This is a genomic window from Mucilaginibacter celer (assembly GCF_003576455.2).
In the GTDB taxonomy this organism is placed as follows: Bacteria; Bacteroidota; Bacteroidia; order Sphingobacteriales; family Sphingobacteriaceae; genus Mucilaginibacter; species Mucilaginibacter celer.
Genome location: NZ_CP032869.1, coordinates 3,618,539 through 3,635,337, shown reverse-complemented (window position 1 = coordinate 3,635,337; position 16,799 = coordinate 3,618,539). Strand labels below are relative to the sequence as shown.

The window sequence follows — 16,799 nt, the reverse complement described above, 5'->3', positions numbered from 1 at the left end:
ATGTTGAATTAATTCAAATTTATTTAAAGGGCAGCGGCCTACCAGTAAGTGGTTTGTACCAGGTTGCTGTTGATGATCAGGTTGTTATCCTTTATCGGCCAGAAATAGTTTTTCAAACCAAAAACCGGCGTAAGTACCGTGTGCGGACGGTAATAGTTACCCGCTTCCGATTCGTAAATATTCCAGCCCTGCAGCGGTACGCTCAGCACACTCTGGATCTCTTTCCAGCGGCGAAGGTCCCATCCGCTTTGTGCTTCAAAACACAACTCAATACGGCGTTCGCGATGGATAATTTCTCTTAAACCATCCTGGCTGGTAGGTTTGCCCGGGTTTTTAGAATAGGTTGACCATGATTCCAGTACACCTTTTAAACCTGCCCTTGTGCGCACTTTATCAATATAATTGTAAACATCGGCCGATGGGCCGCCAACCTCGTTCAATGCCTCGGCATACAACAGGTATAAACCGGCAAGCCTCATCAATGGCAGGTGATATTCAATTGATTGAAAGCCGTCATCATAAACTGAAAGATAGTTGGCCAGCTTTTTAGGCCAGTAACCGGTGATGTTCAAGGTGTTCAAATCTTTGGGGCCGGCAAGCGAGGCTGCACCGCGGGCCTCCACGTGATAAGCCTGATCCTGGTTGTAAATACCGTTACCGTACCAGATACTGCCATCAAAAGCAATGTTGGCGTAAAAACGGCTTTCGCGGCCGTAATGCTCATTAATAGTTGTATAACCTTTGGCTATGTAATATTTATCATCATCACCTGCCGTTTTCAGGGCATAACGGTTTCCATAATCGTAGTTTTTATCCTCGGTTAACGGTACACCGTTAGCGGTATAAAAAAGCTCCTGTGTAGAAATAGGAACCGCAAAGGTAGATGGGTTTGAGAAAATATTAACTGCCGATTTAGGGGTTAACCTTGGCGTTGCATAACCCTGGCACGGAAAAGTTGGGTTTAGCGCCCAGATCAGCTCGGGGTTAACATCCCACTTTTCGGTAACCGCATTTTGAATGGTTAGTTCGCTGCGCAATTGATCTGACAGAGCGCCTACCGTTGGTGGTGCAACAAAAGTGTACAATTTAAGGCCGTTGGCTTCGCAGGCATCAATAGCTGCTTTGGCGGCATCGGCGGCACGTTTCCATTTTGCCGGATCGGGAGCGCTTGAAAACAAGGCCTGGCCATCTTTGTTTTTCATGCTGGCATAATCAGGATTGCCGTTAAATAACGGGCTTGCCTGGGTTGCCAGCATTTCGGCTTTGATGGATAGGGCGGTTAACTGGGTAATTCGGCCAAGTTCTTTTGCCTGGTTGGTGATAACCGGCGGCAGATCAGGAATGGCTTCGTCAAGCAATTTAACACAATAGTTAAACACCGAATCAACCGGCGAGCGTTTTACCTTAACTTCTTCGGTGCTGGCTGTAATATCAATATTGGTTTTTACCAATGGCACCGGGCCGTACATGCGGCACAGGTAATAATGATAGTATGCTTTCAGAAATTTCACCTCGGCAATCCATCTTGCTTTTTCAGACGGCGACAGATCAACAGGTTTATCAATATTCTCCAGCATAATGTTACACCTGCGAATAGAGCGGAATAAAGCCATGCCGCCGTTTTCACCATCCCACCAGTTTAAACCGGGGCTGCTGCTGTTTTGCGTACCGCGGATAAGGTTAAAGCCTGTTTCGTTAAGCGGGTGGTTGGTAAGGTTATTTGGATAAATAATTTCCGACGAGGTGGTGAAACCTATGTTTGATGTAGGATCATAAAACTGCTGCAACGTTGCATAGCAGGTAAACAGGTAGTTTTCGGCCTCGTTACGGTTCCTGAAGGCGTATTCGAGCGTGCCTGTGTTATCGGGCGTTACATCAAGGTATTTTTTACATGATGCACCTGAAAACAGGACGCCTACCAGTAATAAAAGTTTAAAATATCGTTTCATAATACTAAGTATTGATCAGTAAAAAATTTTACAGGTTTACGTTTAAACCCACGTTAAACACTTTTTGAATAGGGTAGGCAAAACCGTTGCCGCCCAGCTCCGGGTCCCAAAGCTTAAAGGCACTCCAGGTGTACAGGTTAAGGCCGTTAAAGTAAATACGTGCTTTGGTAACGTTTAGCCTTTTGCTGATGGATGGCGGTAATGTATAACCAATCTCTACCGATTTTAACCTCACAAAGCTGCCATCGCGCATCCACCAGGTGCTGTTTTGGCGATTGTTCTCAATTTGGTTTCCGTTTACACCCAACCTTGGATAGGTGGCGTAAAGATTTTGATTATCCACGCTCCAATGGTCATCGGCGAAGGCCTTAATTAACTGGGTATTACCGTAAACGTATGGATCAGGACTCTGGATGAACGGGCTGGTGCGGCTTGGATCGATAAAGAACGATACCTGCGCCTGGCCCTGGAAAAAGCACGAAACATCAAAGTTTTTAATACCTGCCGATAAGCCGTAACCATAAACAATGCCCGGTACAGTCGGATTGCCGATAAAGGTTTGGTCGGCACCGTCAATTTTACCATCGCCGTTTAAGTCGCGGTATTTGATATCGCCACCGCCCGGAGGGATGCCATTGGTTGAAAATATTTGCGACGGAGAGTTGCGTGCCTCGTTATCATCAACAAACAAACGCTCGGCAATGTAGCCGTACTGCCTGTTGATGATTTGGCCTGATTGATAACGGTAAGCTTCCTTGTATTGAGGCTCTTCGTATTTGTCATATTTGCTTTGAGCTAAGGTAAAGTTACCACGGCCCTGCAGCCATACATCTTTACTTATAGATGCCTTGTAATCCATCTGCAGGTCGATACCTTTGGTGTTGGCTGTGCCAATGTTAGCGGTAACGTTTGGCTGTCCGTATTGGTTAAGTGCTTCCAAACCAAGCGTTGTAGGCAACGAGGTACGTGTTTGCAGAATGTTGTAGCGGTGATATTTGTACACCTCGGCCACTATATTCAGGTTTTTAAACATGGTAAACTCCAAACCAAGGTTTAGCTGGCGCGATGTTTCCCAGGTTACGTTGGGGTTTTCGTAGTTGTTGATGTAAACACCCTCGCGCCTGTAGCCATTAAAGGTACCGAACACGGCAGGGTTGCCGCCGTTAAGGTTAACATCCGATAGGAAGAAGAAACGCTGCGAACCGATGGCATCATTACCTACGGTACCGTAGCTGGCCCTCAGTTTTAAGCGGGTTACAACGTCATAAATACCCGGTCCCCAGAATTTCTCGTCAGATACGATCCACGAACCGCCGATGGTAGGGAAGAAACCGAACCTGTGATTTGCCGAGAAGCGCTCGGTACCATTATAGCCAAAGTTAAACTCTAAAAAGTAACGGCTTTTGAACGAATAGGTAGCGCGACCGGCTACGGTAAGGTTACGGTAAGGCAACGAGTATTGCAAGGTTGGGTAATTTAATACCGGATCTTTCGCTGCCGAATAAACAGTTTGCTGGCGGGTACCAATTAATGAACCACTCAGGTTATGATCGCCGAAGGCGTGGTTATAATCCAATACACCCTGGAAAAAAATATAGGTGTTCAGGTTATCGGTACTTGGGTCACGATAGTAGCTTAGGTATTCAGTTGCTACGTTGTTACCGGTTGGTTGTGGGTTAAGCCATGTTAAAGTGTATTTATTAGTGGGCTTATCATAAGTGTTTACGTTATAATAAAACGGCGAATAACCCATTTGCGATTGGAAGTACGAGTACCTGTTGGTATGGAATAAACCGCGGAAGTTAAGTCCGTCGGTAATAAAATTCAATTTTTGGTTTAACTCTAACTGGGCCGCAAGCCTTGATTCTGAATAGTTTTTATGGCCGCGTAATAAAGCAGCGTAAGGGTTATTATAAGCAATGGCATTTGATGCCGAACCTGCGTTGGCCGGCGCGGCGTTACCAAACAAAATGTGTTTCACATCGCGGTTAGCCGAATCGGCCGGAAAGTAGGCCGGGAATAATACCGGGCTGGTATGTACAGCAATATTGTACAAATCGGTCGAGAATGAGCCATCGGCAGTAAGCGGGCCATTGTACTCGTTAAACGAGCCCGAAAGCCTTACAACCAGTTCGGTTGATTTGGTGAGGTTGATATTAACGTTCGATCGTAACTGGTAGTTTTCAAACTTAACGTTGTTGTTATTATTGTTGGCAACATCCTGTCGTAAAATACCATGGTCAAGGCTGTATGAACCTGATACATAATAACGGGCAACATCGCCGCCACCGCTTACGCTCATATCAGCCCTTTGTGTAGCAGTGCGTTTTTTGAAAAGCATGCCGGTCCAGTCAACCGCAGGGTAAACATATTTATTGCTTCCCGGGGCATTGGCGATAGTTGCCTCGGTGTTTTGAATTTTATTTTGCGAAAACGGAAGCGGGCTTAGCGGATCGCGAGTGATGGTAGCTTCGTTGAAAAGCTTCATATAGGTGATAGGATCGGCAAGCTGCAGCGTTTTGGCCGATTGGCTTATCGAATTTTCAACACGCGCATTAATCTTGGCTTTGCCAACCTTACCTTCTTTGGTGGTTACCAGGATAACACCGTTTGCACCACGTGCACCGTAAAGGGCCGTAGCGCTGGCATCCTTCAAAATCGAAAAGCTGGCAATATCGTCTACCTGTAAGCGGGCCAGATCGTTGGTTGAAAGCTCCACGTTATCAATCAAGATAAGCGGATCTTTTTTGTAACCGAAGGTGGTTACACCGCGGATAAAGAAGTTGGAATTATCTAAACCCGGTTGCCCGCTTGGCTGGAAGGCTATTACACCGGCAACCTGCCCGGCAAGGGCGTTGGTTAAGTTACTGGCCGGTATTTTAAGGTCGGCAGGTTTAACTGTTGTTACCGAGCCTACCACGGCTTCGCGGCGTTCCTTTTTACCGTAGGCGAGTACAACCACCTCGTCAATGCCCCGTTTCGATTCCTTCAGCACGATGTTAACCACCAGTTTGCTTCCGGTAACGGTAAAAGTTTGATCGATGTAACTCACAAATGATACTTTAAGGATAGTACCCGGTTCGGCATCGATCACGAATTTACCGTTAACATCGGTAGTGGTACCTACGTTTTTACGGTTGATGGCCATAATGTTGGCCCCGGCAATTCGTCCGCCCGTTGTATCGCTCACGGTACCGGTGATAGTTACCTTAGTGGTTGTTTGTGCCTGCGAAAATTGCGCCGAGCAAAGCAGGCTCAACAGCAATAACACAAAACAATAAAAACCCGGTGCAGGTTTGTATGGGAGTTTATGCTCCCCCCGGATTTTGATCAGTGGGTAAAGTTTGTTCATAAATTTGGTTTAATAAATTGGTTAAGGGGTTTTGAAAATTGGTTTGGGTTCAGTTTTAACTCTGTATTAAATACGGAGCGATGGTTTTACATTTGGTTTATTCATTTAAATTCGGGTTTAAAATATGTTAAATTGACAATTAAAAATCAGGGCACACGTTTACGCTTGTTAACTTTCCTTTTAAAAAAATCAGTTGCTTAAAAAATAGATCACCTGGCACGTATTCCCCTTGCTGTTAATATTTTTATTATTGTTAATTGTGAGTTTGAGTGTGTGATTGCCTTTTTTCAGATCGGTACTGAAGGTTACATACCAGGGCAGGTATAGCCATGAACTGTACTGGGTGTACAGGTCCATTTGTTTTTCGGCACTGCCGTCAATACTATAGTTGATAATACCTGCATCGGGCCCGGATACGATAGCCATGCCAATAGCCGACCCTTTAAACGGTAGCGTTAATGACGAGCCCGGTTTTGTAGCTATAAGCATTGGCTTGTGTACAAAACCATCGCGGGTGCCAACATTATCGGTAGGGGCCCAGTCAGGATTGATACTCCAGCCGTTTAAATTTTTTGCATTAGTAATACTGTAATATTGGCCATTGCTGATGCTGAATGCATTAAGAGGTTTTGGCAGGGTTTTATTGGCCGGTTTTGCGCCGGTTGTTAGCACAGCATTATCAAAGCAGTTATCCAGAAGGCTTTTTATCGATGCAAAATAAAGCTCCTGTCCATAAACTGCCGGATGAAGATCTTTAAAATCATACTGCCATGAAAATTCGCGGTTGTTTAGCTTGTCGGTTACTTCTTTGGCAAGATTGATGGATGGCAATCCGTAATAACGGGCAATAAGTTCGTGGTTGGCTATCTGAAAAGGAGTTTTGCCATTGTCATAATCCCTGATCTTATCCGGATCAACAAACTCCATCATCACAATATCCATTGCCGGGTTTGTTGTTTTGGCGTGGCGAACGATACCCTCTAAAGTTTTAACTTCGGTAAGGCTGTCGAGGCCGTTCACATTATCGTTAACCGCAGCTTCAACAAACATCAGGTCAACCCGGCCCGAATCAAGCACATCGCGCTGTAAGCGGAACGCATGCGGCACACTTCCCAGCGATGGAATGCCGGCCTGGATAAAATGAAAACTTGTGGCCGGGAAGCGCTCGGTCAGGTAGCGGATTATTTTTTCGCGCCAGCCCGGATTATAGGTTATCGATCCGCCTAAAAAAGCTACGGTGGCGGTTTTATTGGTTTTGAAAAGGTTCAGACTGTTCGCCAATCCGTTGCGAACGTTGAAATATTCGTTATAAGGAAGTACTTTTTTTACCGGATAGCTGTAACCAATAATCTGGTTTGCCCATTGTTCAGGATGCTCTATCGGGAAGTGATGCCCGTTTAACTCCTGCGGACCGGCAGTTACCGGGTAAACCATCATAGGGCCGCCTAAGGCAGTATAACGTTGCGCAAGGATATTGGTATTTTCGGCATTAGGTACTATTTTATCCTCTAAACCGATGATATGCATTACAGGCACCTTGTATGCGGCAAGGCCATCAAGGTTATCGATAGGGTTATCGTGATAGTTTAGAGCCTGCTGTTCGGTAAAATGATAAACCTCCTGCAGTTGTTTCCACAGTGCGGCATCACCGGGGCCGCTTAGCTTGCCGCCGGGCCAGCTTTTAATATCGCAAAGGGGGGCTTCATTGTAAATGCAGCTAACTTTATCGGGGTTGCGCTTAGCCCATCCGTATACATATAAACCACCGCGGCTCACTCCCTCAAGTGCAACTTTTGTGGCAAAGCCCTGCGTAGTGATTAAATATTTATAAAAAACATCCCATACCTGTAATGCGTAAGGGCTGCCATACTGGTCATCAACATTTACAAAGGCAACATGAAAACCACGTGTTAGCAAAATGCTATCAATATTGGTGTGCCAATCGGGGAAGGATGCCCGCCAGATCCAGGGATTTCCGGGTAACGATTTTTTAGGATTTACATAATAAGCGCTATGCCGACCGATGCTGAGGTTAACCCGCTCAAAGCCTTTCCAGCTGTTAGTGGTGGTTTTTTGGATGGTATATTCGGCTGGGGTATTGCCCGCACCGCCATTTTCATGGTTTTGTGCTAAGGCAATACCGGCCGAGAACCCAAATAATAGCGCAGTTAGTAAAGTTTTAATCATTCAGTAATGATAATAGCAATCCCAGTCCAGGTTCGGGGCCGTTTTTTTCGGGCCACTGCACCTGGTTTAATAAATCTTTTAGTAAACCTTCAGTAGTTGCTGTTTATAATTAAGATAAAAGTATAGAGAGTGTTAACAATAAATTGCACTAAAATTGATTAGTTTCAATACTATTTTGACTATGTATTTTGGCATTTATCCTAAAAAAACGATTTAGGAGCAATTTACTTGCAATAAGTGTTTATTTAACAACAAAACAAAGGCAACTTTTTTATTTGTTGCTGCAAAATTGTACCGATATAAAAAACGATGCTTTCTGAATTATCAACGCAGCGTAAAACGTTTTAAAGTGTAGATGATTTACTTTTTTTTCTCTATCTATGCTGCCGGAACATTTTTACCCCTATGAAAAAGCTTAAAATAATTTGTTGCGTAATATTACTGGCACTTGTTGCAATTAGCAGGATATCTGCTCAAACAGCAACATTAACCGCCAGGGTGCTGGTGGTGAGAAACTCAAAAAGCCCCATATCTGTCGCCATAGCTGCCGATTATATGAAACGCAGGCAGGTAAGTAACCTTGTAAGCGTAAGCTGCCCGGATGGTGCTGTAAGCCAGGATGCCGAGAGCATTAATTACCCGGATTATGTTACAGCGATAGAGACGCCCATTCGCAACTATTTAAAAACGCATACCGAAATTGATTTTATTGTTTTTACTAAAGGTGTACCTATCCGTGTTTACAATACGCCGGGTAAGCCCTATGGCGGCGTTTGCTCGCTGGATAGCCGTATTGCTACACTGGGCTATGAAACCAACCCGGCTTCGAGCATTATCAACGTAAGCGACCCGAATTATGGCAGCAATTATGTGGGCAATGCCTGGGCTAATAAGTACTTTAACAGTGAAAAGCGCTTTAGTCATGCCGCTTTTGGCGGCTACCTGGTAACCCGGCTGGATGGTTACACCCAAGCCGATGCCATTGCGGTGACCACACGCTCGCTCGAAGCTGAAAAAAACATGTTGAATAACACCATAAACCAGGGACTGATATTGCTGGATGCCTGTTTTGATTTTGGTTTCCCTAATAAAGATGATCAGCCTTATACGCTTATTCCTGCCGGTTATAAGCCTGGCCAAAAGCTGTTTATCACCCGCGAAAGTGTCTATGGCGAGTATAACTCGGATATGAGCGTGGCGCATGATTACCTGGTGGCAAAAAAAATCCCGGTATTGTATGATAGTACCAACACCTTTGTGGGGCATAAATCAAACTTAATGGGCTATATTTCGTGGGGAAGTAATGATACTCACTACGATCCGGTGGCCTACAATACTCTGCGGTTTGCAGCCGGGGCGCTGTGCGAAACTGCCGTATCAACCAGCGCACGCACTTTTTTGCCAACTACCGGCGGGCAATCGTTAATTGATGATATTGTAAAGCAGGGCGTAACCGGTGTAAAAGGCTATACCGATGAACCTTTGCTACAGGGCATAGCCTCACCAAGCATCCTGTTTAACCGCTACACCCGCGGCTGGACACTGGCCGAGAGTTACTACGCCGCATCACGACTGGAGGGCTGGATGGGCATCGTTATCGGCGATCCGATTTGCAGGGCTTACGCCGATCCAACCATTGTCCCGGTAGAGCCGGACAGCAAAATAGTATTATATCCTAATCCAAGCGCCGATACCATCCACGTAAATCTTGATGGCGATCATCTGTTTAAAATTTATGATATGGGGGGCAAACTGCTTAAATCAGGCAAACTGGTTGATAAGCAGATCATCATCCGCGATTTGAGTGTTGGGGTTTATGTGGTTACTATTTCTACAGGATGTAAGGAGATCAGCAGGAAAATTATCAGGAAGAATTGAGTAGTGTTAACAACTTTAAACATCTGTCATTTCAGTTCGAGAATCTGAAGGGGCGCAAAAGCCGCGGCAGCTAAAGAATATAAGACAAAAGATGCGCGGGATTGTCACCCTGAGCTTGTCTAAGGGTCGCGCGCAGAGGCCCTCCCCGCCATGCTTCGACAAGCTCAGCATGACACTCATTTTTTAAACGTGTCATGCTGAAGAACGAAGCATCTTTTACAACAAACATAGCGGCTATACAGGGCGCAGAAGATCCTTCGTTCCTCAGGATTACAAGATTATTTAATGCCCAACTACCGTCAAAACCGCATCCCCTGCCTCGTCCGGCAAAGCACCGCTTTTTACTGCATGCCCCTTCATCCCATAAAATAAAACATACAGATAGCATATCAGCGGCACAATAAAAGCCATCCGGATGCCCGAATGATCAGATATAAGCCCCATAATTGGCGGCACAATGGCACCGCCCACCACACCCATAATTAGCAGGGACGATGCTACTTTGGTATAATCGCCAAGGTGTTTGATGCTGAGTGTGAATATAATAGGATACATCACCGAAGTAAATAACCCCACCAGCGATAACGAGATAATGGAAACATAGCCCTGCGTGATTATCGATACAAAAATGAGTACAAAGGCACCGCTGCTACATAGCATCAACACTTTACCCGATTTTATTTTTTTAAGGATAAATGCACCCGATAAGCGCCCGGCAAGTACCAAGGCCATGTAAAGGGTGATGAACAGGGCTGCCTTTTTCTCGGTCATGCCGGCTATGCTGAGCGTTTTTGTGTAGCGGATGATGAAACTCACCACACCAACCTCGGCCCCCAAATAAGCAAATACTGCCAGCACGCCTAATATGGTATGCTTAAATTTAAAAACATCGCTAAGCTTTTTGCGCGATACGCCTTCGTTAATTGTTGGCAGCTTCAGTATGGAAAGTACTCCGCAAACAACCAAAAATAATGCTGCAAGCGTAATATATGGCGTGATAACCAGGTGCGCTTCATTGTTTAAAAAAGTTTGAAGTTGTGCCGGATTGTATGAATTGATTACATCAGTAGGGATATCCTTATCGTGCAGCAAAAATGAAGAACCGAGATACGGCCCGATGGTAGCTCCTGCCGAACCTACAGCAGCCGCTAAGCTTAACCGGCTTGAGGCATGGTCCGGATCGCCAAGTTTGGAGATATAGGGTGTTGCTGTAACCTCCAGGATAGCAAAACCCGATGCCATGGTAAACAATGCCAGCAAAAACACCGGGTAAAACCGGGTTGTTGCCGCCGGAAAAAATATAGCCGCACCAATGGCGGCAAGCAACAAGCCGGTTACCATCCCGGTTTTATACCCTCTGCGCTCAATAAACCGCCCTGCAGGCAATGCCATCAAAAAATAAGCCCCAAAAAATGCCGACTGGATGAGCGATGATTGCAAATCAGTTAACTGGCAGGCCCTTTTTAAATGTGGGATAAGTACATCGTTAATATTGCGGCTCAGGTTCCAGAAAAACATGAGGCTCATCACTATCAACAGCGGAACCAGGTATTTTGATGAATTGCCGGTGTTTTTATTCATATCTAAATGCTTTTATCGTCTGTAACCCAATTCCGCCCCGCCGCTTACCGGCATAATACAGCCGGTAACAAACCTTGCTGCATCCGATAGCAGGAAAACCGCAGCATCGGCCACTACATCACCTTCGGGGCAATAGCCAAGTGCGTGTATATCACTCAGGTATTTTTCTATCGAACCCGGATCGGGCTGCTCTGCCGCCCATTGTTTAAGCAGGGGTGTCCACACTCCGGCCGGCGATATCGCGTTTACCCTGATTCCAAACCCGGCATAATCCAGCGCCATTGATTTGGTTAGGGCATTAATGCCGCCCTTGGTAGCGGTGTAGGCGGCATGCAGGCTCTGGCCAATATCGCCTGCCATACTACTGGTATTCAGTATACAGCCTTTTGATGCTTTAAGTAATTCGATGCCATGTTTGGTTGTCCAGAACAGGCTTTTAAGGTTGATGTTCATCAGTGCGTCCCATTCATCCTCTTCGGTTTCATCAACAGGTTTGGAGGGGTGGGCTATAGCTGCATTGTTGTGAATGGCATCAAGTCTGCCGTAGTGTTTTCGAATCTCATCCAGAGCCGCTTTTACATCGGCACTTTTGGATACATCGCCGGCAATACCTTTATGGTTGCTGCCAAACAGGCCCAGCACATGGTTAAGCGCCCGTTCGTTCACATCCATAATAAAAACGGTAGCTCCTTCGCGAATGTAAGCTTCGGCACAAGCCAGGCCAATGCCCGATGCGCCGCCGGTAATCAATATTACCTTGTTTAATAACTGGTTCATTTTTGGTTTTTAGCTGATTACTAAATCGCTGCTGTTGCCCGCTTCGGCGGGTACGGCATAGTAGCCGCCGCTTATATTGGCCGGATGTTTAAAATAACGGGCCAAATGCGGTATATGTTCCAAAAATAAGTTTTCGTGGCCAATAGCCACGTGGTTAAACAACACTAAATGCTGATGGATCTGTCCCATATCGCCCACATGCGGCACCACCGGGATATTAAATTTTTTAGCTAACAGGCTAATCGTTAAAAATTCGGACACACCGCCAACCCGCACGCAATCAACCTGGCAAAAATCCATAGCTCCGGCCTGCAAAAAGTTTTTAAAAATTATTTTGTTGGGGATATGCTCGCCCGCTGCTATTTTCATTGGCGCAATTTCTTTGGCCAATGTTTGGTGGGCAATTACATCATCCGGATGGGTAGGCTCTTCTATCCAGTAGGGGTTGATACTGCTCAGCTCTTTACAAATGCTGATGGCCTGCGGCAAATTCCATTTCTGGTTGGCATCAAGCATAATGGTGGTTTTGTCGCCTGCTTCGTTACGTACCAGCTTTGCCCTGCGGATGTCGCGTTGCGGATCGTTCGAGCCCACTTTCAGCTTCATGGCCGTAAAGCCGCGATCAATAGCGCGGGCTACATTCTCTTTTATTTTCTCGTCGGTATAGTTAAACCAACCTACCGAGGTATCATAAGCTTTGTAACCGGTTTGCAGCACATTATTACGTGAACTGCGGTTGCTGAGATGGTTTTGCAGGATATTTTCGGCTTCTTCAACAGTAAGCACCTCTTCCAGGTAATGCAGATCGAGCGTGGCAACCAGTTGTTTGGGGCTCAGGTCCAACAGCAATTTCCAGAGTGGTACCTGGCGGCTTTTGGCCCATAAATCAAAGCAGGAGTTTACAATGGCCGCCAAAGCCAGCTGCATAACACCTTTATGCGGCCCCAGCCAGCGGTAAGTCGGCGAATCAAGTATCGAGCGGTAAACCGAACCAAAGTCGGCCATTAGCTCTTCAATCTCCTTACCTTTTAAGGTTTCAGACAGGTATTGAATTGCTTTACATACCAAATCGTTGCCGGCACCCAGCGTAAAAGCCAAACCAATACCTTTAATATTGCTATCGGTATGCAATTCGCAAATGGCATAGGCGTATTGCGTTGAATCGTTCACGGCATCAGAACCCGCGCCGTTGCCTAAGTTAAAGCGCTTATCGGTAACTTCAATTTTTGTGATATACATGTAAGTAAATATGTTTTTGAGGGGAGTGCTATCCTTCAAAAAATGAAAACTTTGTTAGTTGCGTATTATAAATTGGTTTTGTTGCTTTTTTGGGATGTGGTAAGCAGCTGTAAAATTAGGCGGCCTGTTTTTTTTACTTTCAATTAAATTGGCAACTTTCGATAGTATTTTTGCCTATATTTAATTTTTACTAACCGATTTTGTTAAAATGAAACCAATTTTAGCCGTATTGTCTGACGGGGTACAGTCGGAAGATCTTTTTTTAGCCAAGGAGGTTAAACTGCCCTTTTTCTCCAACGAGTTTCATTTTCACGAAGAATGCCAGCTGGTGCACATCGTAAAAAGCTCGGGCAAACGCATCATTGGCGACCTGGTGGATTATTTTGAAAGTGGCGAACTCATTTTTCTGGGCTCGAATATTCCGCACGTATGGCACAACACGCAGGAGCAGGCAACAGAAGATGAACAGGCACCTTATGCACACTCGTTGTCGCTTTACTTCAATCCATCAAAATTATTGATGCACCTATCGGCATTTGGTAATGTGCGCAAAATTGAGTCGTTTTTAAATAAAGCCCAAAGGGGAGTGGAATTAAAAGGGAAATGCCGGGATACGGTTGTGAAACTGATGTACCAGATATTGCAACAGGAGGGCCTGCAAAAAATTATCACCCTGCTTGAGATCCTTAACATCATGAGTTCGGATGAAGAATACAACCTGCTGGCCAGTATCAACTACACCAACCAGTACCAGTATCACGATAGCAAGCGCATGGACCAGGTGTTTAAATACATCTTTGATAATTTTCGGGAGGATATTTCGCTCAATACCATTGCCGATGTAGCCAATATGAACACCTTTGCCTTCTGCCGTTTTTTTAAGGCGCGTACACAAAAATCGTTCACGCAGTTTGTTAACGAAACAAGAATAGGCTATGCCTGCAAGCTGCTGGCCAATAAAGACAACAGCATAACAGATATAGCCTATGAGTGCGGTTTCAATAACGTATCAAACTTTAACCGCTTTTTTAAGGTGATCAAAAAAACAAGTCCACGCGAATACCGTAACCAGATCCTGGCCTAATTTTTATTCAGCTCGAAACTGTTAAAACGTGATACCATGGTATCTGAGGTACGGGTTTCGGCCCATTTTATCTCATCAGTCATAAAATGTTCGGTACGGCAGCCATTGTTGCGGATGCTTTTTATAAAATCAAAATACAGATCGTTAAATACATAAACGTTTTCCTTCAGTATGGCGTAGTTGGCAAGGATAAAGCCCAGGGTGTTCACCTTAACAATAATCTGCCTCGAATCGTCGCACACTTTAATCAGGTTTTTAATATTATTTACAACCGTAATATGGTTATCGGTTGGTAAGGTGAGCTTAATTTTAAGGCCTTCGTAAAGTACTTTCATAAAGGTGGTGAAACCGCCATCTTCTTCATTGTAGGCATCGCTTATCTCATTAAATATTTCGCGTGCTTTAACATCATATCCCGAAGCCAGGTATGCTTCGGCCATAATGGTTTTTAAAATAAAGGCGTAACCGGCCGAGTGATCGGGGTAAACTTTGTTAAGCCCGTTAATCAATTTGGCTGCCTTATTATGTTTTTGGCAGATGGTTGATGTGTACAGGGCCAGCAGGTACACCACCTCGGTAAAGCCTTTAGAGGTATCGGTATTTTCAACCGGGTTAAAGTAAAATTTGGTGATCTGGATAAGGGCATCTTTTTTTACAATACCATATTTTAAGTAAAACAGGATGGTTTCGATGCAGTTGATAGGGTTGATAGGCAGGTTTTGCAGGCTTTTCTGGCTGTACTGCTTTAAATCATTAAGGTGTTTTTCGAGTTTGGCCAAATCAAGCTGCATCACCGCGATAACCGAGAGGCAGGTTTTTATCAGGATTTGCTGCTGAGTTGACAGGCTGAAATGTAAAAAGGTTTCCAACACCCGCTCATAGCCGATATCAACAAACTCCAGACTAATGAAATAATTAAAAAAATCTTCGCTGCACACCTGCCTGAACAGATCCTGCATCCGCTCGGATTTGGTATGGTTATCCCGCTGAAGTTTTAATAACTCGCCAATAAAGCTGATAAACTCCGATTTTTCGGCAGGTAGCATTTGTACGCTTAGCAAGGCTTTTAAATCAAATTCATAGTCTTTATATATGGCATTGTAGATAAACCATTTAATGATGGGTAGTTTTTTCTCGCGCGAGAATACCAGGTCAGCTAAATGGATCAGGTTATCATTAAACACATAGTTGTTATTATACATCAGTATCATGGCCAGGGCATAATCAAGCGTAACCTCATCGCTCATTTTAACAATAAAGTTTAGCTTGCTTTCGCGCGAGAGGTTCAGCTCTTCCACAATGCCCGAACTGATCATTTCCTGGTAAGCCGAGCCATATCGTTTTATCAGCTCATGTACCCTTAGTTTGTTCACTTCGTACACATTATTATCAGTATCCATCTGGTTGATAATGCCTGTTATCAGCAATACTTTTTCGATAGCGTAATGACCTTTATAAACGCTGTGGTAGTAGTTTGCCGCTACAAGGTGATAGTAGGTGAGATCGTTAAAGTGGCTGAGGCTGAAATTATCGCTGTAGCGCTGGTAATAATATTGAAAATAAAGGGGGGTGCTGAGTTTATCAATAACAGGTAAAGTTATTTCATGCGCGATATTGGGGTTTATATTTTCGCAAAGTTTTTTAAACTGTTCGGACGAGAAGGGGGGGACATTACGTTTCTGTTCATGATCCATCATAAAACCGGTAAACCAGGTTTCGGGTTTAGCCATAATATCTTCCCGTAAACTGCTCCAGGTTGATGAACGCATGGTTAATATCACCTTAAACCATGGATATTTATGATACATGTTGATGATATCGGCCAGCTGATTGAAAGTTGTTTCAAAATTGTTGCTGCGGAAATGAAAATCGTCAAATCCGTCAATAATCAATATAAAGCGGCCTGTAAAACCTTCAACCATATCGGCCAAACCTTCCAGATCTTCATCGGGCGAGAGACCGATGAGGCCCATGAGCCAATGGTTAAGATGAATATTTTGTAACGATGAATTGATGGTATTACCGTTGAAGAACAGGATAATGTCTTTATTTTCCTTATCGGTATTGGTTTTAACTAATTCTTTTACCCAATGGCAAAGCCCGATAGTTTTTCCATAGCCCGCGGGCGCAGTAAATATAGTAGCGGTATAAGGCTGCTGCATAAATATTGAAAGCTGCTCATCAACAAACTTGCGCGGGATAGTATATTGAAAGGGAATACCCGAGTGGTTGATCTGCGTTTGCAGGGTGAAATTGGTAATCCGTTCAGCCTTGGCCGTTATGCTGCAAGGCTTGTTTTCTGAACTTTGTTTTTTTGCCGGAGTTTTTTGTCTGCTTTGGCAAAAGGCATCCCAACCGGTGTAGCCGCAAAATTCGGCCAGCGCATTCATGGTGAATAACGAGGGCGTGAATTTGCTGTAGGCAAAGCCAAAAATGCGTTTCAGCGTTGTTTCACTGATGCTCTTCTGCGTTTTGTTAAAAAGCGCCAATGATAAAGCCTTGCAATCGGCAGGAGTGATGTAGGCCATATCGGCCTTTTCGGTCAGCTCCTTTTTTAACAAATCAAAATGATAAGTCGAAAATAAATGCATAGGTCAGGTTTTAAAAGTAAATACTGCTATCAATTAACACCCATGTTAACACAAACATGGATGGGGTAAAATGTCAGTTCCTTAAAAAAATTCTTATAACTCAGGCTTACCTGAAAAACCCCTGGGGTAACGGGATTTATAATTTAATGGTTAAACAAGTA

Annotated in this window: 9 protein-coding genes; 2 read left to right on the top strand and 7 right to left on the bottom strand. The window is 44.5% G+C overall.

Features of this window, described 5'->3' with window-relative positions:
* Positions 1 to 38: 38 nt before the first annotated feature.
* The 3 genes from HYN43_RS14590 to HYN43_RS14575 form a co-directional block, all read right to left on the bottom strand.
* Positions 39 to 1,949 carry a RagB/SusD family nutrient uptake outer membrane protein gene (locus tag HYN43_RS14590; protein WP_119410047.1) on the bottom strand — a complete coding sequence of 637 codons (1,911 nt, stop codon included), beginning with the start codon at positions 1,947 to 1,949 and terminating at the stop codon, positions 39 to 41.
* Between the two features lie 28 nt (positions 1,950 to 1,977).
* A complete protein-coding gene (locus HYN43_RS14585) occupies positions 1,978 to 5,301 on the bottom strand; it encodes a SusC/RagA family TonB-linked outer membrane protein (protein WP_119410046.1) in 3,324 nt (1,107 codons plus the stop codon).
* 189 nt (positions 5,302 to 5,490) lie between these two features.
* Complete coding sequence (locus HYN43_RS14575; protein WP_119410044.1) at positions 5,491 to 7,488, bottom strand: SGNH/GDSL hydrolase family protein; 1,998 nt, start codon at positions 7,486 to 7,488, stop codon at positions 5,491 to 5,493.
* A gap of 405 nt (positions 7,489 to 7,893) precedes the next feature.
* Here HYN43_RS14575 and HYN43_RS14570 point away from each other — a divergent pair, with 405 nt between their 5' ends.
* Positions 7,894 to 9,366, top strand: a complete 1,473-nt coding sequence (locus HYN43_RS14570) for a TIGR03790 family protein (RefSeq protein ID WP_119410043.1) — start codon at positions 7,894 to 7,896, stop codon at positions 9,364 to 9,366.
* 282 nt (positions 9,367 to 9,648) lie between these two features.
* On the opposite strand, the gene fucP is transcribed toward HYN43_RS14570, so the two are convergent.
* The 3 genes from fucP to HYN43_RS14555 are packed head-to-tail and all read right to left on the bottom strand — an operon-like array spanning position 9,649 to position 12,963.
* Positions 9,649 to 10,947: an L-fucose:H+ symporter permease gene (fucP, locus tag HYN43_RS14565; protein ID WP_119410042.1), complete on the bottom strand. Its 1,299-nt coding sequence runs from the start codon at positions 10,945 to 10,947 to the stop codon at positions 9,649 to 9,651.
* A gap of 12 nt (positions 10,948 to 10,959) precedes the next feature.
* A complete protein-coding gene (locus tag HYN43_RS14560) occupies positions 10,960 to 11,724 on the bottom strand; it encodes an SDR family NAD(P)-dependent oxidoreductase (protein WP_119410041.1) in 765 nt (254 codons plus the stop codon).
* A gap of 9 nt (positions 11,725 to 11,733) precedes the next feature.
* Positions 11,734 to 12,963 (bottom strand): enolase C-terminal domain-like protein, encoded by a 1,230-nt coding sequence (locus HYN43_RS14555; protein ID WP_119410040.1) that lies wholly within the window; start codon positions 12,961 to 12,963, stop codon positions 11,734 to 11,736.
* Between the two features lie 208 nt (positions 12,964 to 13,171).
* On the opposite strand from HYN43_RS14555, the gene HYN43_RS14550 reads away from it, so the two are divergent.
* Positions 13,172 to 14,047 carry an AraC family transcriptional regulator gene (locus tag HYN43_RS14550; protein ID WP_119410039.1) on the top strand — a complete coding sequence of 292 codons (876 nt, stop codon included), beginning with the start codon at positions 13,172 to 13,174 and terminating at the stop codon, positions 14,045 to 14,047.
* Here HYN43_RS14550 and HYN43_RS14545 read toward each other — a convergent pair.
* Entirely contained in the window at positions 14,044 to 16,638 is a 2,595-nt protein-coding gene (locus HYN43_RS14545; protein ID WP_119410038.1) for an NACHT domain-containing protein, read from the bottom strand. The two genes, HYN43_RS14550 and HYN43_RS14545, sit on opposite strands and share 4 nt — an antisense overlap.
* Between the last annotated feature and the right edge of the window lie 161 nt (positions 16,639 to 16,799).

What these genes read in the sequence shown, in the direction of transcription:
- HYN43_RS14590 (WP_119410047.1), bottom strand. Translation starts at nt 1,949, where the DNA reads ATGAAACGATATTTTAAACTTTTATTACTGGTAGGCGTCCTGTTTTCA.
- HYN43_RS14585 (WP_119410046.1), bottom strand. Translation starts at nt 5,301, where the DNA reads ATGAACAAACTTTACCCACTGATCAAAATCCGGGGGGAGCATAAACTC.
- HYN43_RS14575 (WP_119410044.1), bottom strand. Translation starts at nt 7,488, where the DNA reads ATGATTAAAACTTTACTAACTGCGCTATTATTTGGGTTCTCGGCCGGT.
- HYN43_RS14570 (WP_119410043.1), top strand. Translation starts at nt 7,894, where the DNA reads ATGAAAAAGCTTAAAATAATTTGTTGCGTAATATTACTGGCACTTGTT.
- fucP (WP_119410042.1), bottom strand. Translation starts at nt 10,947, where the DNA reads ATGAATAAAAACACCGGCAATTCATCAAAATACCTGGTTCCGCTGTTG.
- HYN43_RS14560 (WP_119410041.1), bottom strand. Translation starts at nt 11,724, where the DNA reads ATGAACCAGTTATTAAACAAGGTAATATTGATTACCGGCGGCGCATCG.
- HYN43_RS14555 (WP_119410040.1), bottom strand. Translation starts at nt 12,963, where the DNA reads ATGTATATCACAAAAATTGAAGTTACCGATAAGCGCTTTAACTTAGGC.
- HYN43_RS14550 (WP_119410039.1), top strand. Translation starts at nt 13,172, where the DNA reads ATGAAACCAATTTTAGCCGTATTGTCTGACGGGGTACAGTCGGAAGAT.
- HYN43_RS14545 (WP_119410038.1), bottom strand. Translation starts at nt 16,638, where the DNA reads ATGCATTTATTTTCGACTTATCATTTTGATTTGTTAAAAAAGGAGCTG.